Source organism: Variovorax ginsengisoli, assembly GCF_030811835.1.
Lineage (GTDB): Bacteria > Pseudomonadota > Gammaproteobacteria > Burkholderiales > Burkholderiaceae_C > Variovorax > Variovorax ginsengisoli_C.
The window spans coordinates 32,138-57,100 of sequence record NZ_JAUSRO010000022.1 but is presented as its reverse complement, the minus strand read 5'-3'; the positions used below and the strand labels follow the sequence as shown (position 1 = coordinate 57,100).

The window sequence follows — 24,963 nt, the reverse complement described above, 5'->3', positions numbered from 1 at the left end:
GAAAGCCCCATGAAGAAGATTGGATGCGTCGCTGGTGTGGCGCTTGCGATGCTGGTCAGCGCCTGTGCGATGAAGCCGGCCTCCGAGGGTGCAGGCCCTTCTCCTTCCGCCCGCAAACCGTTCGAGCTGACCTCGCCGCAGTTCGCCGATGGCACCGACCTGGCGCTCAAGAATGCCGGCAATGCCAAGGAAAACCCGAACTGCGTGGGCCAGAACGTCTCTCCGCCACTCGACTGGAAGAACATGCCTTCGGGAACCAGGAGCTTCGCGTTGACCGTCTTCGACCACGAGGGCCGCAGCGGTCTCGGCGTGGTGCATTGGGTCGCTTACGGCATTCCCGCGTCAGTCACGGGATTCAGCGAGAACGAGGTCAGCGTGCCCTCCCCAAAGTTCGTGGGAGGTCGGGGAACCTCGGGGTCCGGCAGCTATGCAGGTCCGTGCCCACCCGCGGGCACCGGCAAGCATCACTACATCTTCACCTTGATCGCCACCGACCTGGAGCCTGGGACGCTGCCCGCCGGCTTGACTCAGGCGCAACTGCTCGAAAAGCTGGACGGCCGCGTCAAGGGGGCGACCAGCCTCGTGGGATTGTTCGGTCAGCCTTGACCGCACCCACACCTCTCACCTTCTCCCACGGATGTCCATGACCACTCTCAACCTCGACCAAGCCAACCAGATCATCGATGGCGCCCTGGCCCGCTCGCGCGAGGCGGGATACAAGCCCATGGCCATCGCCGTACTGGACGACGCCGGCCATCTGAAGGCCTTCCAGCGCGAGGATGGCGCCAGCATGTTCCGCTTCGACATCGCACGGGCCAAGGCCTGGGGCGCGGTGGGCATGGGCGCTTCCAGCCGCACATTGGCCGAGCGTGCCAAGGGCAATCCGAACTTCTTCGTGTCGCTGGCGGCCACGGCCGATGGAAAGTTTCTCGCACAGGCCGGTGCGGTTCTCATCCGGGACGCGTCGGGCCATGTCGTCGGCGCCATCGGTGCGAGCGGGGGCACCGGCGACGAAGACGAAGAGATCTGCGCAGCAGGTGTTCGCGCGGCTGGACTTCGCGTGGGGTGAACGCGGGCCAGCCCCCTCTACGTTCTGGGGTTGGTCGTACTGACCCACAGCACCTGCGCATCTTCAGCGCTGCGGCTGATGACACGGTGCCCCAGCCGGCTGTCGATGTACCAGGAATCTCCGGCGGCCAGCAGCGTCGGCTCGTAGAACTCGGTGTAGAGCGTCACCTCCCCCGACAGGACATAGACGAACTCCTCGCCGTCGTGCCGGCTCCAGTCCTCGAACTCGTCGAAAGACCGGGCCACCACCTGCGACTTGAACGGAATCATGTCCTTTTGCGAGAGTTCGTTGCACAGCAGAACATGCTCATAGTGCGGCGTGGAATGCGCCAGGCCGTCACCGCTGCGATTGACGCTGCGGCGTCCGGCTTGCGCGGGCGCGGCCTGCGGCGCGAAGAGCGCGCCCAGGTCCATCTGCAGCCCGCCGGCGAGCTTGAGCAGCGCGTCATAGGTCGGCGACATCTGGCCGTTCTCGATCTTGGACAGCGTCGAGCGGGCCAGGCCACTGAATTGGCTCAGTTGCTCGAGCGTCCAGGCGCGGCCCAGGCGCAAGCGCTTGATGCGCTGGCCCAGCACCATGTCATGGCTGATCGTGTCGTCGCTTGCGTTCATGGGAAGCATTAGATCAAAGCCCGTCGAAGCGACGGAACCGACGGCCCTCAGACGTCGAACTGCACGCCCTGGGCCAGCGGCAGTGCACGCGAGTAGTTGATGGTGTTCGTGGCGCGCCGCATGTACGCCTTCCACGCGTCCGAGCCGGACTCGCGGCCTCCGCCGGTTTCCTTGTCGCCTCCGAACGCGCCACCGATCTCGGCACCCGAGGTACCGATGTTGACGTTCGCAATGCCACAGTCCGACCCGGCGGCCGACAGAAAGGTTTCCGTTTCGCGCAGGTCATTGCTGAAGATGGCCGACGACAGCCCCTGGGGCACGTCGTTCTGCAGCGCGAGCGCCTCGGCAAACTCGTCGTAGCCCAGCACGTACAGGATCGGTGCGAAGGTTTCATGGCGCACCGTGTCGGTCTGGCTGGCCATCTCGACAATGGCAGGCCGGACATAGAAGGCATCAGGGAACTCGGCTTCCAGCACGCGCTCGCCACCGGTCACCGTGCCGCCGTCGGCGCGGGCGGCGGCCAGGGCGGTCTGCATGCCCTGGAAGGCCGCCTCGTCGATCAGCGGACCGACCAACGTGCTCGACTCCATCGGATTGCCGATGGGCAGGCCGGCATAGGCCTTCTTGAGACGAGCCACGAGCGCTTCACGCACGCTGTGGTGCACGATGAGGCGGCGCGTGGAGGTGCAGCGCTGCCCTGCGGTGCCGGCCGCAGCGAAGGCGATGCCGCGCACGGCCAGGTCCAGATCGGCCGACGGTGCAACGATGACCGCGTTGTTGCCGCCCAGTTCGAGCAGCGCGCGACCGAAACGCCGCGCCACGCGCGGACCCACTTCACGTCCCATGCGGGTACTGCCGGTGGCCGACAGCAGCGCGACGCGCGGGTCGTCGACCAGCGCCTCGCCCACATCGCGCAGCCCCTGCACCACCTGCGACAGGTGGGCCGGTGCATCGCCTAGCCGCGCGGCAGCACGTTCGAACAGCGCCTGGCAGGCCAGCGCAGTCAACGGCGTCTTCTCCGAAGGCTTCCACACCACCGCATCGCCGCAGACCAGTGCCAGCGCGGTGTTCCATGCCCACACGGCCACGGGAAAGTTGAATGCCGTGATGACACCCACCACGCCCAGCGGATGCCACGACTCCATCATGCGATGGCCCGGACGCTCGGAGGCGATGGTCAGGCCGTAGAGCTGACGCGACAAGCCGACGGCGAAGTCGCAGATATCGATCATCTCCTGCACCTCGCCCAGGCCCTCGGTGGCGATCTTGCCGGCCTCCAGCGACACCAGCTCGCCGAGGATCTGCTTGTCCTTGCGCAGCTCTTCACCCAGCAGGCGAACCAATTCCCCGCGGCGCGGTGCAGGCACGTCACGCCACACCAGGAAGGCCGCGTGGGCGCGCGCCACAGCGGCAGTCACCTCGGCAGCGCTGTGCGGCTGCACGCGACCGATTTCGGTGCCGTCGATGGGCGAACGGACGGCGAGCGTGCCTTCGGTGAAACGGCCGGCGGGAACGCCCAGCGCATCGAACAGATGGCGAATGCGATCAGAGGAAGAGGTCATGCGGTTCTCGTCAAGGAGTGGAGAGAGGTCGAAGGCGAGAACGAAGCGGCAGCGCTTGTTTCTCAAGTTTCCTATCGTAAACTAATTCCACCAATGACGCCAAGCCTTCAATGAGGCGCAGTGCAAAGCGCAATAGCCGAGTTCATTCCATACAGGCATCAAGTCACAAGGAAACATTGTTTGACGCCTGCAGGGCGCTTTCACAAAATTCATGACCTGTGCTCGCCTGGGGCCCGTCCTCACGAGCGCCCGTCCTTTCAAAGCCCCTACGATGACCTACCCCACGCACGTCGCATCCGACGACATTCGCTCCCGCTTTTCTCGCGCCATGTCCGAGATGTACCGTCAGGAAGTCCCGCAGTACGGCACGCTGCTGGACCTCGTGGCCGACATCAACGCAGCCTGCCTGGCCGAATCGCCGCAGCAGCGCGCGGCGCTCCAGGCGTCGGGCGACCTCGAACGCCTGCACGTCGAGCGGCATGGCGCCGTACGGCTGGGCACCGCGGCCGAGTTGTCGCAGGCCCGGCGCATCTTCGCCGTGATGGGCATGCAGCCCGTCGGCTACTACGACCTGTCGGTGGCCGGTGTTCCGGTGCATTCGACCGCCTTTCGCCCCGTCGGTGACGACGCGCTGGCAGCCAACCCCTTTCGCCTGTTCACTTCGCTGTTGCGGCTCGAACTGCTGTCGGACCCCGTTTTGCGCGAACAGGCCCGCACCATCCTCGCCCGCCGCCGCATCTTCTCGGAACGCGCCTTGGCGCTGACGACGGCTGCCGAGGCGGCGGGCGGCCTCGACGAGGCACAGGCCGATGAATTCGTCGCCGAGGTGCGCGAGACCTTCCGCTGGCACGGCCAAGCGACCGTCAGTGCCGAAACCTATCGCCAGTTGCACGACGCGCATCGGCTGATCGCCGACGTGGTGTGCTTCAGCGGCCCGCACATCAACCATCTGACGCCACGCACGCTCGACATCGATGCGGCCCAGCGCGAAATGCCGCTGCGGGGCATTGCCGCCAAGGAGGTGGTCGAAGGCCCGCCGCCGCGGCGCCATCCCATCCTGTTGCGTCAAACCAGTTTCAAGGCGTTGGTGGAGACCGTGCGCTTTCCCGATGTCGACGCGGTGGGCAGCCATACCGCGCGCTTCGGCGAAATCGAGCAACGCGGCGTGGCGCTGACCCGTACCGGCCGGGCGCTGTACGACCGCCTGCTGGCGGACGTGCGCGACCCGCAGAACGGCTCCGGCAGCTACAGCGAACGGCTGGCCCAGGCCTTCGCGCAGTTCCCCGATGACCTGGACACGCTGCGCCGCGACAAGCTGGCCTTCTTCCGTTATCGCCTGGTGGCAGCCAAGGCTCCGGCAGGTATGGCAGCGGCCGACCTCGACGCGCTGGTGGCCAGCGGTGCGGTCGTAGCCGACCCCATCGTGTACGAAGACTTCCTGCCGGTCAGCGCGGCAGGCATCTTCCAGTCGAACCTGGGCGGCACCGAACAGCGCAGCTACGCCGCCGACGCGGCGCAGGCGGCTTTCGAGCGCGACCTGGGCGCGCCGGTGCTCGACGAAATCGCGCTGTATGAGGCGGCCCAGCAGCGCTCCATCGATGCGGTGTTCGCCGCGCTCGCCCCGTCGGCCGCCGCCTGACGCGGTGGCGTTGCAACCCTTTCGCGCCATGAATGACATCGCGTTTGCCGCTCCTTTCGCGCAGCCCGCAGGCTCGCCGATCCGCGAGCTGTTTCCGTACCTCAGCCGGCCCGGCATGATTTCCTTTGCCGGCGGCTACCCTTCGCCCGGATTGCTGGACGGCGAAGGCCTGGCCCAATCGAGCGCCCGTGTCTTCGCCCAGGGCGGCGCGGCCGTGCTTCAGTACGGTGCCACCGAAGGCCAGCCCGAGCTGCGCGAGGCGCTGGCGCGCATGAGCGGCGACCGGGGCGTCGTTTGCGAGGCCGCCGACGTGCTGGTCACCGCCGGTTCGCAACAGGCCATGGACCTGCTCGTGCGGGTGTTCCTGGAGCCGGGCGACACCGTCTGCATCGAGACGCCGGCCTACCCTGCGGCCATCCAGTCGTTGCGGCTGGCAGGTGCCCGCATCGAACCGGTGCCGGTCGACGATGCCGGGTTGCAGGTCGACGCACTCGAAGCCATGTTGCGCAACCTGCCCGCCGCGCGCCGGCCCAAGCTGCTCTACACGGTGCCCACCTTCTCCAACCCCTGCGGCACCCTGCTCTCGCCGCAAAGGCGCGAGCACCTGGTGCGCCTTGCGATGGAATACGGCTTCCTGATCATCGAGGACGACCCCTATGGTGAACTGATCTTCGCTGGCGCGCCGGTGGATTCGATCTTCGCGTCGGGTCGACGGCAGGCAGGCGACAGGAACCCGGTCATCTACCTGTCGAGCCTCTCGAAAACCGTGGCCCCCTCGCTCAGGGTGGGATGGATGGTGGCGCCACCCGATGTGCTGCGCCGCTGCGCGATCGCCAAGCAGACGATGGACCTGTGCACCTCGCCCATCACGCAACTGGTCGCCCTGGATTACCTGCGCTCGGGGCGCTGCCCCGCCGCGGTGCAGCGCGCCCGCGAGGAGTACCGCCGGCGCATGCGCGCCATGGTGGACACCCTGCGGCAGACGCTGGGCGACCACATCGACGCACCGGAGCCCGGTGGCGGCATGTTTCTCTGGGCTCGCCTCGACCGTCGCCTGGATCCGCAGGCGCTGTTCCAGGCCGCCGTTCAACAGGGCGTGCTGTACGTGCCCGGTGCGGCCTTTTATCCGGCCGAGCCCGACCACCACACCTTGCGCCTGTCGTACGCCGCCCCCGACTGCGCCGCGATCGTGACCGGCGTAGGCCGGCTGGCGCAGGCGGTCGCCGCGAGCCTCGACCCCGCCAACCTCACGCGTTAACGCTGCGCGATGGAGCGCCGCATGCGCTATGCATAGGTTTTCAAGATCGGCACCATCGCATGGGCCGCGGCGGAAGCGAAGCGCTTCGAGCGGCGCACCCGCGTCCAAGTGGATCTACACCGACAACCGGTCTGCAATGCCTGGAACGCGCCGCTCGACCTCTCTTGCACGGCAACGGTGCAGCCTCGCTGCGCGAACTAATTATTCGCACGCCCTTCGCGAAAAACGATGCTTGGATGCAGCACCCCCCACTCTTAGCATTCGGTGCGTTGGCCATTGCGCGGCGCACCTGTGGCGCACTGGCCGAGGCACATCCCGCACTCCTGCCCTCGAAGGAAACGTCATGGCTCCGCTTTTCGATCCTGCCCGTCGTCGTCTGCTCAAGACCTCCTTGCTCGCGAGCGGCCTGTCAGCCGGCGCGCTGCTGTCGATCGATGCCCTGGCCCAAGGCAGGACGCGGATCAACATGCAGCTGGGCTGGATCACAGGCGTCAACCAGATCGGCGAGGTGGTCGCCAAGCGACTGGGCTACTACGAGCAGGAGGGCATCGACTTCCTGATCCAGCCCGGGGGCCCGAACATCGACGGCGTCGCCATCGTGGCCTCGGGCCGGCACGAGGTCGGGCAGGTGTCGTCGAGCCCGTCGGTGATGCTGGCCGTGTCTCAGGGCCTGCCGATCAAGTGCTTCGCGGTCGGCGCCCAGAAGCATCCGTTCACCTTCTTCTCGCTGCAGAAGAACCCGGTGCGCAAGCCGGCCGACCTGGTGGGCAAGAAAGTCGGGCTGCCATCGACCTCGGTGATTCTGCTGCGCGCGCTGCTGGCGCAGAACAAGATTCCGGAAAAGGACGTGACCATCGTGCCGATCGGCGCCGACATGTCGCCCTTGCTCACGGGCCAGGTCGACGTGGTGACAGGCTGGCTCACCAGCACCACGGCACTCAAGGTGCTGGGCAAGGAACGGGTCGACATGCCGCTGTGGGACGCCGGCGTGCGCCTGTATGCGCTGCCCTATTACGCCACCACCGACACGCTGCAGACCAAGCCCAGGGTCATCGAGGCCTTCCTGCGCGCCACCGCGCGCGGCTGGCACCAGGTGCGCGCCAACCGCGATCAGGCGGTGGAGTTGCTGGTTCGGGAGTATCCGAACCTCAAGGCCGAGGACGAGCGCGTGGCGGTCGACGTGATGCTCGATTACAGCTTCGGCGGTCAGGCCGCCACGCAGGGTTGGGGGGGCATGGACCCGGCGGTGTGGAAGGAGCAGATCGACATGTATGCACAGCTCGGCCAGTTCACCGCGCGCACGCCAAAGGTCGAGGACGTGATCACGCTCGACCTGCTCAAGGCCACCGCGGCCCAACGCAGCCTGAAAGCCTGACACCGTGGCCGCCGTGCTCAACACCGCCGCGCCGGCCATCGCGTGCCGCGACATCGGCGTGCGCTTTTTCACTGAGCGACGAGATGTCACGGCGATCAAGGCACTGGACCTTGACGTGGCGCAGGGCGAATTCCTCACGCTGCTCGGCCCCTCGGGCTGCGGCAAGTCGACGCTGCTGCGTGTGGTGGCCGACCTGCAGCCGCCAAGCAAGGGCAGCATCCGTGTGCTGTCGGTCGCGCCGGATGCGGCGCGCGCCAACCGCGACATCGGCTTCGTGTTCCAGGACGCGGCGCTGCTGCCCTGGCGCACCGCGCTGCAGAACGTCGAACTGCCTCTGCAGGTGGGCGGTGGTGCCGGGCGCAAGGGCCGGCGCCGCCCGATGGAACTGCTCGAACTGGTCGGCCTGAAGGATCGCGCCCATGCCTATCCGCACGAGCTCTCGGGCGGCCAGCGGCAGCGCGTGTCGATCGCGCGGGCGCTGGTCTGCGACCCGAAGATCCTGCTGATGGACGAGCCCTTCGGCGCGCTCGACGAGATCACGCGCGACCGGCTCAACGTGGAGATCCGCCAGGTCTGGAAAGAGACCGGCGTGACCATCCTGTTCGTGACCCACAGCATCCACGAGGCGGCCTTCCTGGGCCAGCGCGTGCTGATGCTGGCCGCCAACCCGGGCCGCGTGCGCGAGATCGTGCCGGTCGACCTGGCCGACGACCGAACGCTCGACCTGCGCGAGACGCCGGCCTTCGTGCAACTCACGGCGCACCTGCGGCGCGTGCTCGAAAGCTGCTGAGGCCCACCCATGAACACACGTTCCATCGATGTTGCCCTCACGCCATCTGCCCGCGCCGCCGACGTGGCCGGCGATCCTGAATACCTCGCCTGGTCGGCCGCACGCAAACGCCGCGCACTGCGCCGCCGGGTGCTGCCGGTGCTCGGCATCGTCGGCCTCCTGGTGCTGTGGTGGGCGGCCATCACGTTGTTCCACGTCAAGCCCTTCATTGCGCCTTCGCCGGGAGCCGTGCTGCAAACGCTGTTCGACAAGCGTGCGGTGCTCTTCGACAACCTGTGGCCGACCGCGCTCGAGGCCGCCGGCGGCTTCATGCTGGGCAACCTTGCCGCCATCGTGGTGGCGACGGTCTTCATCCACAACAAGACCATCGAGGACATCTTCTTCCCCGTGGTGCTGGCCTTCAACGCGGTGCCCCTGGTGGCCAAGGCGCCCGTGCTGGTGCTCATCATGGGCAACGGCATGGAACCCAAGATCACCATCGCCGCGTTGGTGTGCTTCTTCCCCACCCTGGTGAACATGGTGCGAGGTCTGGAGTCGGTCAACCCGCAGGCGATGGAGCTGATGCGCGTTCTGTCGGCCAGCAAGACCGAGATCTTCTTTCGTCTGCGGTTGTTCAACGCGCTGCCTTACCTGTTCTCGGCGCTGCGCATCTCGGCCTCGATGTGCGTGATCGGCGCGGTGGTCGGCGAATGGGTCGGCTCCACCGTCGGCATCGGCGCCCTGATCCTGCAGGCCACCTTCAACTTCGACTCGCCTTTGCTCTACGCCGCGATCGTGATGAGCGCGACCCTGTCGGGCGCCTTCTTCCTGATCGTGACGCTGGCCGAGCGTTGGGTCATCCGCTGGCAACCGCAGAGCGTGCACTGAGCGCGCAGCCGCCCCTGAAACACCGACACAAAGGAGAGATCGATGAGCCGAATTGGAGACTGGATGCAGGAGTCCGCGCACGATGTGCGGGTGGCCGCGGAAGCTGACGTGGTCGTGGTGGGCGGCGGGCCGGCTGGCCAGGCCGCAGCCCTGGCCGCCGCGCGCAACGGCGCGCGCACCATCCTGCTGGAACGCTACAACCACCTGGGCGGCCTTGCCTCGGGCGGCATGGTGCTGGTGCTCGACGACATGTGGGACAACCACCTGCAGGAAATCTCGGTGCGTGGCGTCTGCATGGACATGATCGAGCGCATGGCCGCGCTGGGTCTGGCCGAATATCCCAAGCAGCATGAATGGGGCAGCCTGCCAGAGTCGGTGCGCCGCTGGCGCCGATGGGGCACCTACGACTTTCACAGCCGGGCCAAGCCGCAGCCGACCTGCTTCGCCGCAGCCTTCGACCCCGACGCATGGAAGCGCGTGTCGCTCGAAGCCGTTCAGCGTGCCGGCATCCTGTTGCGCCTGCACTCGTGGTTTTCGCGCACGCTGGTCGAAGACGGTGTGGTCAAGGGCGTGATCTGTGAAAGCAAGAGCGGGCGCGAAGCGATCCTCGGCAAGGTCGTGATCGACGCCACCGGCGACCTCGACGTGGCGGCCTCGGCCGGCGCGCCGCACGTGAGCGGCAGCTACATCGTCACCACCGTGTTCCGGCTCGGCGGCGTCGACACCGACGCGGCCGAGCGCTTCGAGCACGAGGAGACCGAGGCCTACCTGGCGCTGGACCGCGAGGTCAAGCACCTGCTCGGCGGCGCCTGGGAGAACTGGTGGCTCAAGACGCCGCTGCCAGGCGTCGTGTGGTGCAACTGCCCGCACATGCCGGGGCTCGACGGCCTGAAGGTCGAAGACCTGACGCGTGCCGAGGTGCAGGGCCGCACCACGGTGCACAAGGTGATCGACTTCATCCGCTCGAAGCTGCCCGGCTTTGCCAACTGCTACCTGGTCGACATGGCGCCCCAGACCGGTATCCGTCAAACGCGGCTGCTCGAAGGTGAATACGTGATGACCAAGGACGACGTGGCGCAGCGCACGCGCTTCGCCGACAGCGTGGCGCGTGGCCGCGACTACTACTACCCCTTCCGAACGTTGGTGCCGCGCAGTGTCGAAAACCTGCTGGTGGCCGGCCGCCACTACTCGGCCACCTCGGCCGCGCAGAAGATCTCGCGCGAGATCCCGCCCTGCATGGCAATGGGCGAGGCCACCGGGGTGGCGGCAGCGCTCGCGCTCGATGCCAACGTGCGGGTGCGTGACGTCGACATCGCCAGGCTGCAGCGCGTGCTGCGCGCGCAAGGCGCCGACCCGGGCGACCAGGCCGGACCGAACGCAGACGTGCCGGTGCTCGCGCGCTCGATGCTGGAGGTGGCGTGATGGCTGCTGCCAATTTCGCAGACTCCGCCAGTGCCGCCACGCTGCCGCTGGCCGGCATCCGCGTGATCGACTTCACGCAGGTGATGATGGGCCCGGTCTGCACGCAGATGCTGGCCGACCACGGCGCCGACGTGATCAAGATCGAGCGCCAGGGCGCGGGCGACCTGAGCCGTTCCACCTTCGCGCCGGTCGCTGGCCACGACAACCCGATCTTCTGCAGCCTGAACCGCAACAAGCGCAGCGTCGAGATCGACCTGCGCGATGCAGCGCAGTTGGAGCTGGTGAAAGCGCTGATCGCCGACGCCGACGTGGTCACCAACAACTTCCGCGCCGGTGTGATGGAGCGTCTGGGCCTGGGCTATGAAGACTGCAAGCGGCTCAACCCGCGCATCATCTACGCCGTCGGCACCGGCTTCGGCGAGACCGGCCCGTACGCGCACAAGGGCGGGCAGGACGTGCTCGCGCAGGCGATGACCGGCGTCATGGCGCGCCGTGCCGATGCCGCCGTGCCGGTGTCGATCTACCCGACCGCACTGGCCGACTACACCGCCGGCATGCACATGGTGCAGGGCATCCTGCTCGCGCTGCTGCAGCGCGAGCGCAGCGGCGAAGGTCAGAAGATCGCCGTGTCGCTCTACGACTCGATGCTGGCCATGCAGATGCAGGAGGCCGCCATGATCATGATGGCCGACTCCGAGGTCAACTGGGCCGCCATGCCTCTGTCGGGCGTGTTCCATACGACCACCGGACCGCTGGTGCTGGTCGGCGCCTTCAAGGCGAACCCCTTGCGCGACATCTGCGCCGCACTGGAGATCGAAGACCTCTCACTCGATGCGCGCTTCGCCAACCTGCCCGCGCAATTCGAGCACAAGGAAGCGCTGCACGCCATCTTTCGTGCTCGCTTCGCGAGCGACACGCGCGAACACTGGTTGGCACAGCTCGAAGCGCAGGATCTGCTCTCAGCGCCCGTGCGCGAGATGCGCGAAGCACTGGTCGATGCGCAGACCCTGCACAACGCGATGATCATCGAAGGGCGTTCGTCGACCGGGCAACCGCTGAAGTTCGTCGCCAGCCCCATCCGCATGTCGGACGTGCGGGCCGGCCTGCGGCGCGAGCCGCCGCGGCTGGGCGAACACACGCAAGAGGTCCTTGCCGAGGCCCGGGCGCTGCTCGAACAGGCCGCCGCATGAGCGTTCTCTACAGCGTCGACAACCACGTCGCCTCGGTCACCCTTGACCGGCCCGAGGTGATGAACGCGATCGACCTCGCGACCGAGGCCGAGCTGCAGCGCATCTGGAAGGACATCGAGGCGCGCGACGACGTGCGCGTGGTGGTGCTCGCAGGCAGCGGCGAGCGGGCCTTCTGCGCGGGCGCCGACCTCAAGAACACTTCCGGGCTGAGCGGCCTCGACTACTGGGCGGCGGCGCGCCCTGGCGGCTTCGGCGGCATCGCGTTGCGCGACACGCTCGACGTGCCGGTGATCGCGCGCGTCAACGGCTTCGCGCTGGGCGGTGGCTTCGAGATGGTGCTGGGCTGCGATCTGGTCGTGGCCTGCGAAGAAGCCAGCTTCGGCCTGCCCGAGGCGCTGGTGGGCCGGCTGCCGCTGGACGGCGGCATGCTGCTGCTGCAGCGGCAGATCCCGCACCGCCAGGCGATGGCGATGATGTTGACCGGCCAGCGCATCACGGCCGCACGCGCGCTTGAACTGGGCCTGATCAACGAGTCGGTGCCGCGCGCCGAGCTCGACGCCGCGGTGCAGCGCTGGGTCGCGCAGCTGCTGGCCTGCGCGCCGCTGTCGCTCAAGGCCATCAAGCAGGTGGTGCGGCAGACCGCAGCCATGCTTCCCGCGCAGGCGCACGGCCTGCGTCTGCCAGCACTCGTCACGGCCTTGCAGTCGGAAGACTCGCAGGAGGGCGTGCGGGCCTTCCAGCAGAAGCGCAAACCGGTCTGGCAGGGCCGTTGAGCGCCGGGCCGCGCACGACATCGGGAATCCGTCCATGGCGCATGTCATCACCACCGGCTGCATCGACGTCAAAGACGGCGCCTGCGTGCAGTGCTGCCCGGTCGATTGCATCTATGAAGGTGCGCGGACTCTGTACATTCATCCCGATGAATGCATCGACTGCGGTATCTGCGTCTCGGCCTGCCCTACCCAGGCCATCTACGAAGTGTTCCGGCTGCCACCGGCACTGGCCCACTACACAGCCATCAACCGCGAGTTCTTCGCTCCCGAGGTCAGCGGGCTCGGCTCGCCGGGCAGCGCCCAAGACGTGGGGCCGCAGGCCTGCGACCATCCGCGCATCGCACAGGAGCTGCCGTCCGCGGCTCTCTGAACGTCCTGCCGCCACCGGAGCAGTTCGCTGATGCACGCGAGCGTCCTCAAGTATTTCGTAGAGGTGGCCCGTGCGGGCTCGGTGCGCAAGGCCTCGGAGAAACTGTTCGTCGCGGCCAGCGCGGTCAACCGCCAGATCCTGAAGCTCGAAGCCGAACTTGGCGTCGAGCTGTTCGACCGCCTGCCCAACGGCATGCGACTGAACCCGGCCGGCGAGCGGATGCTCAAGCACGTGCAGAAGACGCTGCACGAATTCCAGGTCATGCGCGGCGAACTCGATGCGCTCAAGGGCGAGCGCACCGGCCACGTCAAGCTGGCGTCGATGGATTCCTTTTTCGTCGACTTCCTGCCGGCTGCGGTCGAGGAGTTTCTGCAGGTTTTCCCTGCAGTCACCTACACCATCACGTCGATCCAGCCGATGGACGTACCGCAGCGTGTGCTCTCGGGCCAGGTCGACGTCGGCCTGACCTTCGTGAGCCGGCTGCCCCCTGGCGTGGTGGCGGTCGCACTGGCGCACATGCCCCTGGGCATCGTGATGCCGCCGGGCCATCCGCTGGAAAAATTCGAGCGCGTGAGCCTCAAGGAATGCGCGCGCTATCCATTTCTGCGTTCGAGTTCGAACCCTGTCGTCAGCAGCAGCATGTCGCCGGAATTCTTCAGCTTCTGGGAGGACATGGAGCCCGCCGCGACCTGCAACTTCACGCCCATGCTCAAGCAGCTGATCATGGCGGGCAAGGGCATCTCTTGCTTCTCGAAGATCGGCTTCGCCGAAGAGTTGCGCCGCGGCGACGTGGTGTGGCGGCCCTTCGATCTGCCGGCGCTCAACGACATGCAGGTCGGCATCGTGGTGCCCGCGCACCGCGTGCTGCCGCACGTCACGCAAAATTTCGTTGGTCGACTGGCGCGTCAATTGGGACAGATCGAGTTGGCGCTATCGGCTTTTTGAAAGGCCGGGAGGCCATGCGATACTGACCCGCGCTGCACCACGGCCTCGCGCCGCGGCGCGACAGCGAACGTGAATCAATTTTCAGCGCAGGGCCGCCAACCGCTCGTGGACACTTCCAAGACTTCGCTTTCACCCCCCACGGCGCCTTCGAGGAAAAGCCCAGGCAAAGCGGCAGCACCCAGCGAGCCCGATGCCCGCCTGTTCATCGGCTCGATGGAAAAGGGCATGCGCGTCCTTGAGCTGTTCAATGAGCATGCAGTACCGCTGTCGATCGGCGACATCGCCGACGACACGCAGATGGGCCGCAGTGCGGCGCAACGCTACGTTTACACGCTGCACCAGCTGGGCTACCTGAGCAAGGACGAGGCGTCCAAGAAGTATTTCCCAGCACTGAAGCTGCTCGGCCTGGTGCGAGGCATCCACCGCCATCACTCGCAGCGAGACCTCGCCTACCCATTGCTCCAGACCCTGGCCGCCGAAACGCTGGAGACGGTGTCATGGGTCGAGCTCGACGGCGACGACGTGGTCGTGCTGCAAAACCTTCCCGGCGCCCACATCACGGCCATCAACCTGCCGGTCGGCAGCAGGTTCCCGGCACTCACCTCCTCCTCCGGCCAGGTGTTGCTGTCGCAAGCGCCCGAGTCGCAGCTCTCGGCCATGCTCGGTGCATTGGCGCCCGAGGTGCGCGCACGGTTCGGCGCACGCAGCCACGCCGAGATCCTTGCCATTTTCCGCAAGGCCGCCCAAGACGGACACTCGTTCACCGAGAAGAACTTCGGGGACGACGGGGTGTCGGTTTCCGTGCCGGTGACCGATTCAGGCCGCGTCGTGGCAGCCATCAATGTCTCGACCGTGCACACGCGATTCGACCTTGCCAAGGCCCGCAAGACGATCCTGCCCAAGCTGGAAAAAGCGGCGCGCGAAGCGTCGATCTAATCCACCGTTCTTTGCTGAAGGGGCCGTCGGCCGCCTGACACCCACTGCTTCCGATCGGCTACGTACATCTACGTAGCCCCCGCTTATTGACAAAACCATGACAAAGCCAGAAGCTTTGTCACATTGCAATTCGATTTATGTAATTGAATTGCAATTTTTCAAGCAGCTCTCACGGGAATCGGAATGTCTCTGCAGAACACACCTGGCGCGCACGTGGCGATGAACGAAGTCGGTGACGAAACCATTGGCGCGTTGCTGGCGCGTCGCGCTCGCGTTCATCCAGACGAGACCTACTGCACGTTCAAGGGTGAATGCATCACCTTTCGCCTGCTCGACCGCCGTGTCAACCAGATGGCGACCCTGCTCAAGGCGCAAGGTCTGGCGCGCGGAGATCGTGTCGCGGTCATGCTGCCTGGCCATCCCGAGCACCTCTATCTGATCTTCGCGCTGGCGCGGCTGGGCATGGTGAGGGTGCCGATCAACGTGCATCTGATCGGTGCGCCGCTGGAGCACCTGCTGACCGAGCTCGATCCGAAGGTGCTCGTGGCAGACGGTGCCTACCGTGCGGCACTCGACGGTCTCGCCGCCCGCCTGCCTCCGATTCTCTGGCGCAATGGCGCGGATGGTGAATTCGATGCCTTCGCCACCTGCGTCGAAGACGACGCAGCCACGGACGTACGCGCGGACGACATCATTGCGCTGAGCCCGAGCTCGGGAACCACGGGCGCACCCAAGGGCGTGCTGAAGACCGATCGCCATCTGCGCGCAGGCCCACTGGCGGTGCTTCGGCTGACCGAAGCCAGGCCTGGCGATGTCTTTCTTTTCTGGGAGGCGCTGCACCACGGCTCCGGCGTGGCGGTCGCGATCGCCGCGCTGATCGGCCGCTTCCAGCTCGCCATGCTGGAACGCTTCAGCGCATCGCGTTTCTGGGACGACGCGCGACAGCACAAGGCGACGCACATCCACTACCTGGGCAGCGTGCTGCCGATGTTGTTGAAGCAACCCGAAAGCACGCAAGACCGGCAGCATGGCGTGCGCATCGCATGGGGGGGCGGGTGCCCATCGCACATCTGGCAGGAGTTTTCGGAACGCTTCGGCGTCACGATGCGCGAAGGCTACGGACTGTCTGAACTCATCACGTTCGTGACGGCGAATGTCGACGGTACACCGGGCTCGATCGGTAAACCACTGTCGTACTACGACATCGCCCTGCTCGACGACAACGGCGCGCCGGTGGCTGCGGGCGACAAGGGCGAAGTCGCGGTGCGTGCACACGATGCGCGGCTCGGCTTCCTGGGCTACTTCAGAAACCCCCAGGCCGAAGCCGACGCGCGCCGCGGTGAGCTCTTCATGACCGGTGACCTGGCGCACGCCGACGCCCAGGGCAATCTTTTCTACGCCGGACGAAAGAAGGACATGTTGCGCCGAAGGGGGATCAACATCGCCGCATGGGACGTCGAAAGCGTCTTCGCCGAACACGAAGCCATTGCCGAAGTCGCGCTGGTGGGTGTGCCGAGCGACCTGGGCGAGGATGAACTCAAGCTGTTCGTGCGCGTGCGCGAAGGCGTCCAAATCGAGCCCCTGGAGCTGATTCGCTGGTCGAGCAGCCGCCTGCCCTATTTCCAGATCCCCCGCTACATCGAATTCATCGAAAGCTTCCCCAAGACGCCCACGCAGAGGATCCAGAAGAAGGAGCTCTCACGCCAGGTCGCAGGCGTCTGGGACGTCGCCGACACCGACTTTCGCCCGGCCAAGCGCTGAGGCCCACTGACCGGCACCGCCACCATTTCTCCGTCACTTTCCCTTTTTTCATTCGATAGGAAAACCATGATTCGAGCAGATTTGAGTTCCTGGTGCCGAGCCGTCGCGGCATGTGCCATCTGGATGCTGGGCGCCAGTGCCCATGCGGGGTTCCCGGACAAGCCGATCAACCTGGTGGTCGCCTTTCCAGCTGGCGGCGGGGTGGACGTGGTCGGGCGCACCATTGCACAGAGCCTGGCGCTTCACCTCAAGACATCGGTGGTCGTCGACAACAGGACCGGTGCGTCGGGCGCCATCGGCGCGCAGTACGTCAAACGCGCCGCGCCGGACGGCTACACGCTGCTGATGGCGCCGACGACGTCCTATGTCATGTCCGAGAAGATGGTTGGCACGGACGTCACGGGCTACGAGATGGCAAAGGATTTCAAGCCGGTCGCCACGGTCGGCGAATTGCCGCTGGTGATGTTGGTGTCCAAGCAAAGCGGCATGACGTCGTATGCCGACCTCGCCACGCAGGCACGCAAGAACCCGGGCAAGCTCGCCTACGGCTCGTCGGGCAACGGTTCGACCGAACACATCGTCACCGAGTGGTTCAAGCAGCAGGCAGGCCTTGACCTGCTCCATGTGCCTTATCGGGGCTCGGCGCCTGCGATGGCCGATCTGTTCGCCGACCAGATCCAGATCATGGTGACCACCTCCCCCACGGCGCTGACCAACCTCGCCTCGGGTCGCGTCACTGCATTGGGGGTGGCCAGCGCACAACGGCTGGCCGTCATGCCCGACGTTCCGACCTTCGCGGAGCAGGGCCTGCCACAGTTCGTCGCCGCATCGGTGTATGCCGTGCTCGCGCCCAAAGGCACCCCCGACGACATCGTCGCTGCACTGAACGCTGCGCTCAACGGCGTACTGAACGACGACGCCACGCAACGCCGTTTCGCGCAGCTCGGCGTCCAGGTCATCCACAGCACACCGGCTCAGGCGCGCGAACTGCTGCAGAACGAATCCAACAAATGGGAACGTGTGGTCCAGCCGCTCAAGGCCGCTGCACGATGAACCCGAGCACCCTCAGAAACACACAAGCATGAACGACACTCCCTTTTCGACTCCCTTTTCGACTCCCTCTTCGACACTCTCTTCCACCCCCTGCGTCACCCTGCGCATCGACGGCACGACGGCGCTGATCACCCTTGATCGTCCCGAGGCCATGAATGCGTTCAACCGCGAGCAGCGCGAGCTGTTCCGCGAGGCCCTGCTGGCCGCCGACGCCAACGCGGCCGTGCGCGCCATCGTCATCACCGGCCGTGGCAAGGCTTTTTGCGCCGGGCAGGATCAGTACGAGAGCGCGGCGATGAACGCCACCGACTCCGCAGCACGCATCGACAGCTACCTGGCGCTGTACGAGATATTCCGCGCGCTCAAGAAGCCGGTCGTCGCCCGCATCAATGGAGTGGCCGCCGGGGCGGGCCTGCAGATCGCGCTCCTGTCCGATCTGCGGATCGCATCGACGAGCGCACGCTTCGGAATGACCGAATTCAAGGTCGGCTCCGCGGCCATCGTGGGGAGCGCACTGCTGTGGCCCATCATCGGAGAGGCAGCGATGAAGCGCCTCGTGCTGTTGGCGGAGATTGCGTCCGCCGAACAATCGCTTGCCCTGGGCCTGGTGCACGAGGTGGTGGAAGACGCGCAACTCGATGCGCGCATCGCGGAAGTCTGCACGTTGATCGCCGGCTGGTCCGAAACTTCCGTGGCCATCACCAAAGCGTGGTGGAAGGAGATGGGCGACGATCTCTTCGCGAAGGCTTGCGCAACCGCCCGAAGTGGCCATGCAGCGAACTTTGCGTCGGGGTCGTATTCGGCCGGCGCGAAGAAATTCACGTCGCGCCGGCGCGAAGCCACCTGAACGCCAGGTCCTCGCCCGGCACGCTCAAAGCATCGCGGGACCAGCGAGCCGGGGCAACAGCGAGCTCGGCACGGAAATCTGGAGATCGAGCAGCAGGAAGGACAACCCCTTGCCATGCGAGTCCAGGTTCAGCGCGCCATTGACGCCACCATCGAGCACGGCGTCGAACACGAAGTTGATCGCGTGCAACTTGGGCAGCAGGAAACGCTGCACCTGGCTCGGTGCGCGGTGACGGAACTGCGCGGCCACGGCGTCGATGGTGACCTGTTCGACCAGCAGCGGCCACAACGCGGGATGCCACGCGATCACGCTGATGTTGGACCGGTCACCCTTGTCGCCCGTGCGCGCATGCGCCAGGCGGTAGAGAGGCACGCTCAAATCGCTCATGCGGCCCCCATCATCTCGAAGCCCACCGGCACCGCTTCGCGGGGCACCAGGCACGAGATCGTGTTGAGCCGCGGTGTCAGCAGGGTGCGCACGCCGCCACCGCCGGCCGGACCGCAGGTGTAGAGGGCCATCACTTCGCGCCCCAGTTGCTCGGCTTGGACGCGGTCGGCGTGGGTGGCGGCAACACGCAGCCGCACATCGCATGCGCCGCCCTCGGGCGTGGCGGCCAGCGCACGCCCTGCATCGTCGCCCAGAATGCTGATCGCTCCGATCAGATCGACGCGCAGCGCGAGGTTGCCCAGACGGCTGCGCAACACGTCGGCGGCCAGGCGCGCACGCGCCTCTGCGCGCGGGCCGGCATACGAGATTTCGCCCTCCGCAAGCCATCCGCCCTCGTGGCAGACATTGACTTTGTAGTGGGTCGGCCGGGCATGGCCGCGCACACCTCGCAGTGCGACGCAGTCCGGACCCAACGCATGCACCTCGGCGTCCGACACATCGGCGATGACATCCGGTGTCAGATAGGCGGCCGGATCGTGGACCTCGTAGAGCAATTGCTCCTTCACGGTGGCCTCGCTGACCAACCCGCCTGTGCCCTCGGACTTGCCGATGGTGCAATGGCCGTCGGCTTCGATCTGGGCAATGGGAAAGCCAACGTGCGCAAGCCCCGGCACGTCTTTGTAGCCAGGGTCTGCAAAGTAGCCGCCACACACCTGGGCACCGCATTCGAGCAGGTGGCCGGCCATGGTTGCACGGCCGAGTTTTTCCCATTCGTCGGCTTGCCAGCCAAAATGCGCCATGGCCGGCCCCACGGTCAGCGATGGGTCGGCCACGCGACCGCACACCACCACCTGCGCACCCGCATGGAGGGCCGCCGCGATGGGTTCAGCGCCGATGTAGGCATTGGCGCTGACGATGGACAGGCCGTCCAGTTGCGCGCCAAGCTGCTCGCGCAGCAGCGCGCGTTGCGCGGGCGCCGAGAGATCGTCGCCTTCGACCACGGCAATGCGCGGCGCAGGGATGCCAAGCTCGTGCGCCATGCGCGCAATGTGGCGGGCTGCACCGCGCGGATGGGCGGCACCGAAGTTGCTCACGATGCGAATGCCATGGGCCATGCAGCGTGCAAGGACCGTGCGCAGCATCGCATCGAGCAATGGTTCGTAGCCGGCCTCGGGGTCCACGCTGCGCCGCAGTTGCGCCAGGGCCAGGGTTCGCTCGGCCAAGGTCTCGAAGATGAGAAAGGCACGCTGGCCGGCCGGACCCGAGGCAAGTCGGTGGATCAAGGTATCGACGACCGGGCCCGCTGCGTCCGTGCGGTCTCCGGAGAAACCAGCGGCACAGCCGATCAGTACGGGAGGTGGGGAAACGAAGTCCATCTTGCATGTCTCTCTTGGAGCCATGACTGTAGGTACCAGTGAGCCATCCGTACAATCGAATCTTCTGATGGATTGATCCAATATTCAGATGGACGGGGCCCCCCAGCCGCCTACCCACCTCCCGTGGGAGGCAGTGCAGCATGCCGAGCCGCACGCAAAAGGCGCTGGTCAGCATGACTCCAGTTCGGCCAGCACGACCCCTTTGAGTTGGCCGGCACAGGCCTGCTCCAAGGCAAGCGTCGCTGCGTCCAGACCTTTGCACATGGTGCGGGACAACTGAATACGCCCTGCTCGCTGCCATGTTGCTGCCTGGCTGATCCACGCATCGAACAATTCCGGTGCATGCTCGTCGGCGCTGAAGCCGCGAATCGTGACACCGCGCAGAATGAGCTGGAACGTGTCCAGTTCAACCGGCGCTCTCAGGGTGGCGTTGCTCGGATTCAATTCCGCGGAGACGGCGCCCAGCAACACGCATCGCGCGCCATGCCGGCTGATTTCGAGTGCCGCAGCCAGCTGATCACCACCGACCATGTCCACGATGACGTCGATGCCATCAGGGGCCGCCTCGGTCAGTTGCTCACAGATCGGCGCGCCGTCGCGGGTCACAACCGCGTCATAGCCCAGCTCCTGTTGCATCCAGCGCGCCTTCTCCGCACTGCTGGTGCTGCCGATGATCCGTGTTGCTCCCAGCAGTCGTGCAATCTGCCCGGCCATCGAGCCGATGGCACCCGCTCCGCTGGAGACGAATACCGTATCGCCCGAACGCACCTGAATCCCGCCGACCAATGCGGCATAGGCAGTCCAGCCATGGCCGAGCCATGCAGCAGGGTCAACATTCGGTCCTTCAATGCGCTTGCACTGTGCCGCCGGTACCCGCGCATATTCCCGCCAGCCCAGTGGATGCAGCACCAGGTTGCCCACCTCTAGACTGGTACCGGGCCCAACCTGCACCACTTCGCCGATCGCACCGTCAGCGAGGGTATCGCCGGGCTTGAGTGGGGGGAACGGAATGCCCTTGACCGTCACAGCACCCGCCTCGGCCATCAAGCGTGTAGAAATGGAGATGCGAAACCAGCGATTACGCACCAGCACCTGGCTAGGCCCGAGGGATGGCACGGGGGTCTCAATGACTTCGAAGTGCTCGGCCTTCAACGGCCCTGATTGGTAGCGAAGCAGTCTCACTTCTCTAGCAGTGAGTGGGATGTTTGTCATGGTCGTACTCCTGGAAGACGTTTGATCTGATCCGCACTTCGGCGGACGAATGGCAACGCAGGGGTGCTACGCAATGAATCGGCGTGATGGCTCGGTTTGGTGCAGGTAAACCGCAAACGTATCCCACGCCAGGCTGAGAGAGCGCCGCGACATGATGCGTCCGACTTCGCCGCGGTGGTAACCGCTGTGAACGATGAGATGGGTCAGCATCTCCTCTCTCGACATACACCCCTTGTCGCCATCCGTGAACACGAACGGCACGTGCGCCGCCAACTCTTCCGGTGTCACCGTTTCCAGGTAGTCCCGGTACCACTGATCGGATGTCGTCAACGCGCCGCGCAACGCCTCCAAGGACGGCGTCTCGGCCGTGTTGTCCGAAGTGAATTCGTGTGCGGCGCCGACAAGGTGCGCTGCGAAGATCCGATCGACGACGTGGGTGTGATTCAACAACCGCAGAGCGGCCTCTCTATCCTGGGCGTGCAGTTCGGTGTCGAAGCCCTCCATCTTCTCCAGGAGTTCGGCGTTGGCCCAGGCGCGGTAACCGAACAGGGTGCGCAGCAGTGCAAGGGAGCTCATCTTCCGAAGTCCTTTTCTGTTCAAGAATGTGAGTACGATGTACATATTCTTGTGAGGACGGTTCCACGTGTCTACTCGCGTTCCAGTGCCACGTCCATCGATGCGCAAAGAGCCGCGCCAGGCGCGTTCCCGGGCCACCGTCGAGGTCATCGTTCGCGCCGGGGCTCGCGTTCTGGGCGACCGGGGCTGGGCTGGTTTCACGACCAACGAGGTCGCCGAGGTCGCCGGCGTGAGCATCGGGTCTGTCTACCAATACTTCCCCGACAAGCTGGCGCTGGTCGACGCGATCCGCCGGCGCCACCTCGACGACGTGCTGGCCGTCATGCGAGGCCTTGGACAAGAGGGCCAACCGCTGAATCAACTCGTCGATGAGCTGGTTCACGGGATGATCGCGGCTCACAGCATTCAACCTGCTCTTCATCGCGTGCTGCTCGACGAGGTGCCGGCCGATGCAGGAACACGGTCGGCGCATCGTGCGTTCGAGGCCGAGTATCTGGAGCTGTATCGCGCAGTCGTTGCGGTATCGGATCGCCGAGACGATCCGGCCGTGGGGATGGTGGTGCAGGTGCTTTCGGCGGCGGTGGAAGGCGTGATCCACAAGGCCGCCCGGAGCAGAACATTGAAGTCGCCAGAACTCAGGCGGGAACTCGTGGTGATGATTCACTCGTACCTGCTTCGAGCTCGTTGCGGGTGAAACGGGGCACCTGACTCGATCCGGTGCATGCTTTCCCTCTAGGCAGTCGAACGAATCCTTTCGATTCGACAGAAAGGTCTTATCGAAGAAGTTCGCGACCCGCCATGTTCGGGATGGCTCACTACCGCAGTGGCAGCGGTGTGGTCGCCAGCGTGAGGTAACCCAACAGAGCTTGTTGGGACTGCAGGCGAAGCAGATCGAGATCGACGTGCATCCGGGCGGTGGACAAGCCCTTCAGATGAGCATGCGCGAAGAGCCCATATAGGATCGTCTGGCACGTCCGTGCCGTATCGGCTGGGCAAGCACACGTGCGGTTGGAGGCAGCCCCGATGAGGCGCGCCCACTCCCGCACGAACCGCTCGTACATCTTCGAGTAAGCCGCGATACCGGAGAGGCGGCGCTCCAGAAGGTAGTGCACGCCCCAATGGGACGGGCTCTCTCGGTGGATATCCACCAGCCGATCGACGGCCACACACGCCATCGATTCCAACGGGGTGCCATCGCAATTTTGGTCGCAGGACTGCAGGGCCCGGAGCAAGGTCTTCGAGCGCAGATGCACGCAGACCTTGGCGAGATCCTCCTTGTTGGCGAAGTATTCGTAGAAGCTTCCCAGTCCGGTTCCCGCCAGATCGACGATCTCCCGGATGGTGATGGCGTCATAGTCACGCGCCACCAAAAGCCGAACAAACGCCTCCTGCAAAGCCCCTGACGTGTGCCGGGCACGCGACTGTTGCGGCTTTCGACGAGGAGTCACAGCGGTTGTCGTAGGGAGGTGTCTCATGCGCCAAATCCGAACACACGGCCGAACTGGCCTTCCTAGAATTTACATCACCGCTTCGTTCAGGGAAGGTCCCAAAAAAACCAGGCGAGGGCCAAGCACACCATCCAGACGATCAAGGAGACAGGCAATGCACGACATCCAGGTATTCGCACAAGAGGTCTTTGCAAGCCAGCCATTCAGTCGGTTCATCGGGGCCGAGCTGACGGAATCGGGTCCTGATCATGCGGAGCTGACGCTCATCATCCAGGACCATCACAAGCAGCAGCATGGATTCGTCCACGGCGGTGTGATCAGCTACCTCGCCGACAACGCTATCACCTTCGCGGGCGGGCTGGCGCTGGGCGGGAATGCACTGACAGCCGAGTTCAAGATCAACTACTTGCGCCCCGGCGTGGGGACGAAGCTCATCGCCAGGGCGCAGGCACGCAGCGCAGGCAAGCGCATGGCCATTTGCCAATGCGAGATTTACACGGTGGACGGCGATTCGCCGAAGCTGTGCGCATTGGCGCAAGGCACCGTCGTCCCGGCAGGCTGAACAGCCCCCGTCAATCCAGGGAGAACACCACGGACATTGCAGGCAACGACCAGCAAATGCTCGGCGCATCGTGCCAATTGGCCGGCGAGGCTGGCGCTGTTGTAGACCACACGGTACTCGCGCCCCTGAGAGGCGAGCGCGGCCAATGCCTCGCGGCGAACCAGACTGCCAAACTCGTACGCCGCAATCGGCAGCGGATCGCGCTTCCAGGCCTCGTGCTGCGGCGCGCCCACCCAGACCAACGGTTCACGAAACAACAACGTGCCGCGGTTCACACGATCCCTGGACACCAGCGCCAAGTCGATCTCGCCGCGCGAGATCTTTGGCAGTAACGTGGTCGACTGCTCGCACACCAGCGTGATCTCCACCCCGGCGTGGCGTAGGGCGAAGCTGCGCAGCACCGGCGTCAGGTACGCGGCGGCGTAGTCGTCTGGCACGCCCATGGTCACACGACCGGTGAGCATGGGGCCGTGCAGCGCGGCCTGCGCCTGCGCATGCACTTCGAGCAGCCGACGCGCATGACCCAGCAGTTCGGACCCCGTGGGCGTGAGTTCCAGGCGCCGCGGCCCGCGGTTGAGCACCGGCCGGCCCACCGCCTCCTCCAACTTCTTGAGCTGCATACTGAGCGCTGACTGCGAGCGGTTCACCAGCGGCGCGGCGGCTGTCAGCGAGCCGGCACCAACCGCATTGCGCTGCTGCAGTTCGTCTACCCCGTGGGCGCGATCTTCATGGACTGGACGGTGTATGGACGCGCGCTCAGCGCGGTGCAACTGGCGGGTGTGGTTCTGATGGCAGCAGCGTTGACGGCGGTACGGCACAGCGCATGCCGATGACGGTCGGGATGCGCGCCCCTTTGGTGCCACAGTTCTTAGCGCCACTCGGGCGCAGCAGCCGAAGCCTCGGCCGCTTACTCTACAAGCAGTAACGTGTAGCC

At 65.7% G+C, this 24,963-nt stretch carries 26 protein-coding genes; 18 read left to right on the top strand and 8 right to left on the bottom strand.

Annotation, left to right across the window (positions count from 1 at the left end; all coding sequences use genetic code 11):
- The first annotated feature begins 9 nt into the window (after positions 1–9).
- Both J2W36_RS25455 and J2W36_RS25450 read left to right on the top strand, forming a co-directional pair.
- Entirely contained in the window at positions 10–606 is a 597-nt protein-coding gene (locus J2W36_RS25455; RefSeq protein WP_307692585.1) for a YbhB/YbcL family Raf kinase inhibitor-like protein, read from the top strand.
- Between the two features lie 37 nt (positions 607–643).
- Positions 644–1,069, top strand: a complete 426-nt coding sequence (locus tag J2W36_RS25450; RefSeq protein ID WP_307692584.1) for a GlcG/HbpS family heme-binding protein — start codon at positions 644–646, stop codon at positions 1,067–1,069.
- A gap of 17 nt (positions 1,070–1,086) precedes the next feature.
- Here the strand turns inward: J2W36_RS25450 and J2W36_RS25445 are convergent, their stop codons facing one another.
- Positions 1,087–1,680 (bottom strand): helix-turn-helix domain-containing protein, encoded by a 594-nt coding sequence (locus tag J2W36_RS25445; RefSeq protein WP_307692583.1) that lies wholly within the window; start codon positions 1,678–1,680, stop codon positions 1,087–1,089.
- Between the two features lie 47 nt (positions 1,681–1,727).
- Positions 1,728–3,242, bottom strand: coding sequence for an L-piperidine-6-carboxylate dehydrogenase (gene amaB / locus J2W36_RS25440; protein WP_307692582.1), 1,515 nt, complete (start codon positions 3,240–3,242; stop codon positions 1,728–1,730).
- Positions 3,243–3,513: 271 nt separating this feature from the next.
- On the opposite strand from amaB, the gene hglS reads away from it, so the two are divergent.
- The 14 genes from hglS (at position 3,514) to J2W36_RS25370 (ending at position 18,468) form a co-directional block, all read left to right on the top strand.
- Entirely contained in the window at positions 3,514–4,881 is a 1,368-nt protein-coding gene (gene hglS, locus J2W36_RS25435) for a 2-oxoadipate dioxygenase/decarboxylase HglS (RefSeq protein ID WP_307692581.1), read from the top strand.
- Between the two features lie 28 nt (positions 4,882–4,909).
- Positions 4,910–6,139: an aminotransferase-like domain-containing protein gene (locus tag J2W36_RS25430; protein WP_307692580.1), complete on the top strand. Its 1,230-nt coding sequence runs from the start codon at positions 4,910–4,912 to the stop codon at positions 6,137–6,139.
- Positions 6,140–6,482: 343 nt separating this feature from the next.
- Positions 6,483–7,514 carry an ABC transporter substrate-binding protein gene (locus tag J2W36_RS25425; RefSeq protein ID WP_307692579.1) on the top strand — a complete coding sequence of 344 codons (1,032 nt, stop codon included), beginning with the start codon at positions 6,483–6,485 and terminating at the stop codon, positions 7,512–7,514.
- 4 nt (positions 7,515–7,518) lie between these two features.
- Positions 7,519–8,304, top strand: coding sequence for an ABC transporter ATP-binding protein (locus J2W36_RS25420; protein ID WP_307692578.1), 786 nt, complete (start codon positions 7,519–7,521; stop codon positions 8,302–8,304).
- A gap of 9 nt (positions 8,305–8,313) precedes the next feature.
- Complete coding sequence (locus J2W36_RS25415; protein WP_307692577.1) at positions 8,314–9,171, top strand: ABC transporter permease; 858 nt, start codon at positions 8,314–8,316, stop codon at positions 9,169–9,171.
- Positions 9,172–9,213: 42 nt separating this feature from the next.
- Positions 9,214–10,593 carry an FAD-dependent oxidoreductase gene (locus J2W36_RS25410; protein ID WP_307692576.1) on the top strand — a complete coding sequence of 460 codons (1,380 nt, stop codon included), beginning with the start codon at positions 9,214–9,216 and terminating at the stop codon, positions 10,591–10,593.
- Positions 10,593–11,783, top strand: coding sequence for a CaiB/BaiF CoA transferase family protein (locus J2W36_RS25405; protein ID WP_307692575.1), 1,191 nt, complete (start codon positions 10,593–10,595; stop codon positions 11,781–11,783). Before J2W36_RS25410 ends, J2W36_RS25405 begins: the two co-directional genes overlap by 1 nt.
- Positions 11,780–12,556 carry an enoyl-CoA hydratase-related protein gene (locus J2W36_RS25400; RefSeq protein WP_307692574.1) on the top strand — a complete coding sequence of 259 codons (777 nt, stop codon included), beginning with the start codon at positions 11,780–11,782 and terminating at the stop codon, positions 12,554–12,556. The genes J2W36_RS25405 and J2W36_RS25400 overlap by 4 nt, the downstream gene beginning before the upstream one ends.
- A 34-nt stretch (positions 12,557–12,590) precedes the next feature.
- The gene (fdxA, locus tag J2W36_RS25395) at positions 12,591–12,926 is read left to right on the top strand and encodes a ferredoxin (protein WP_307692573.1); all 336 of its coding nucleotides are present in this window, start codon (positions 12,591–12,593) and stop codon (positions 12,924–12,926) included.
- 30 nt (positions 12,927–12,956) lie between these two features.
- Entirely contained in the window at positions 12,957–13,871 is a 915-nt protein-coding gene (locus J2W36_RS25390; RefSeq protein WP_307692572.1) for a LysR family transcriptional regulator, read from the top strand.
- A gap of 225 nt (positions 13,872–14,096) precedes the next feature.
- A complete protein-coding gene (locus J2W36_RS25385) occupies positions 14,097–14,807 on the top strand; it encodes an IclR family transcriptional regulator (protein WP_307692571.1) in 711 nt (236 codons plus the stop codon).
- 183 nt (positions 14,808–14,990) lie between these two features.
- Positions 14,991–16,568, top strand: coding sequence for an AMP-binding protein (locus J2W36_RS25380; RefSeq protein ID WP_307692570.1), 1,578 nt, complete (start codon positions 14,991–14,993; stop codon positions 16,566–16,568).
- A gap of 66 nt (positions 16,569–16,634) precedes the next feature.
- Positions 16,635–17,621, top strand: coding sequence for a Bug family tripartite tricarboxylate transporter substrate binding protein (locus J2W36_RS25375; RefSeq protein WP_307692569.1), 987 nt, complete (start codon positions 16,635–16,637; stop codon positions 17,619–17,621).
- Positions 17,622–17,649: 28 nt separating this feature from the next.
- Positions 17,650–18,468: an enoyl-CoA hydratase/isomerase family protein gene (locus J2W36_RS25370; RefSeq protein ID WP_307692568.1), complete on the top strand. Its 819-nt coding sequence runs from the start codon at positions 17,650–17,652 to the stop codon at positions 18,466–18,468.
- Positions 18,469–18,492: 24 nt separating this feature from the next.
- Here J2W36_RS25370 and J2W36_RS25365 read toward each other — a convergent pair whose 3' ends face one another.
- The 4 genes from J2W36_RS25365 to J2W36_RS25350 all read right to left on the bottom strand — a co-directional run bounded on the left by J2W36_RS25365 (position 18,493) and on the right by J2W36_RS25350 (position 22,019).
- On the bottom strand, positions 18,493–18,855 hold the full coding sequence (locus tag J2W36_RS25365; protein WP_307692567.1) for an AtuA-related protein: 363 nt from the start codon (positions 18,853–18,855) through the stop codon (positions 18,493–18,495).
- Entirely contained in the window at positions 18,852–20,231 is a 1,380-nt protein-coding gene (locus J2W36_RS25360) for an acyclic terpene utilization AtuA family protein (RefSeq protein ID WP_307692566.1), read from the bottom strand. The genes J2W36_RS25365 and J2W36_RS25360 overlap by 4 nt, the downstream gene beginning before the upstream one ends.
- Before the next feature lie 168 nt (positions 20,232–20,399).
- Positions 20,400–21,443, bottom strand: a complete 1,044-nt coding sequence (locus J2W36_RS25355) for an MDR family NADP-dependent oxidoreductase (RefSeq protein ID WP_307692565.1) — start codon at positions 21,441–21,443, stop codon at positions 20,400–20,402.
- 66 nt (positions 21,444–21,509) lie between these two features.
- Positions 21,510–22,019, bottom strand: a complete 510-nt coding sequence (locus tag J2W36_RS25350; RefSeq protein WP_307692564.1) for a DinB family protein — start codon at positions 22,017–22,019, stop codon at positions 21,510–21,512.
- A gap of 100 nt (positions 22,020–22,119) precedes the next feature.
- Between J2W36_RS25350 and J2W36_RS25345 the strand changes: the two genes are divergently transcribed.
- A complete protein-coding gene (locus tag J2W36_RS25345; protein WP_307692563.1) occupies positions 22,120–22,713 on the top strand; it encodes a TetR/AcrR family transcriptional regulator in 594 nt (197 codons plus the stop codon).
- A 121-nt stretch (positions 22,714–22,834) separates the two neighbouring features.
- Here the strand turns inward: J2W36_RS25345 and J2W36_RS25340 are convergent, their stop codons facing one another.
- Complete coding sequence (locus tag J2W36_RS25340; protein ID WP_307692562.1) at positions 22,835–23,467, bottom strand: TetR/AcrR family transcriptional regulator; 633 nt, start codon at positions 23,465–23,467, stop codon at positions 22,835–22,837.
- Positions 23,468–23,621: 154 nt separating this feature from the next.
- Here J2W36_RS25340 and J2W36_RS25335 point away from each other — a divergent pair, with 154 nt between their 5' ends.
- On the top strand, positions 23,622–24,029 hold the full coding sequence (locus J2W36_RS25335; RefSeq protein WP_307692561.1) for a PaaI family thioesterase: 408 nt from the start codon (positions 23,622–23,624) through the stop codon (positions 24,027–24,029).
- Here J2W36_RS25335 and J2W36_RS25330 read toward each other — a convergent pair.
- Positions 23,960–24,649 carry a LysR family transcriptional regulator gene (locus tag J2W36_RS25330; protein ID WP_370869387.1) on the bottom strand — a complete coding sequence of 230 codons (690 nt, stop codon included), beginning with the start codon at positions 24,647–24,649 and terminating at the stop codon, positions 23,960–23,962. The two genes, J2W36_RS25335 and J2W36_RS25330, sit on opposite strands and share 70 nt — an antisense overlap.
- Positions 24,650–24,963: the final 314 nt, after the last annotated feature.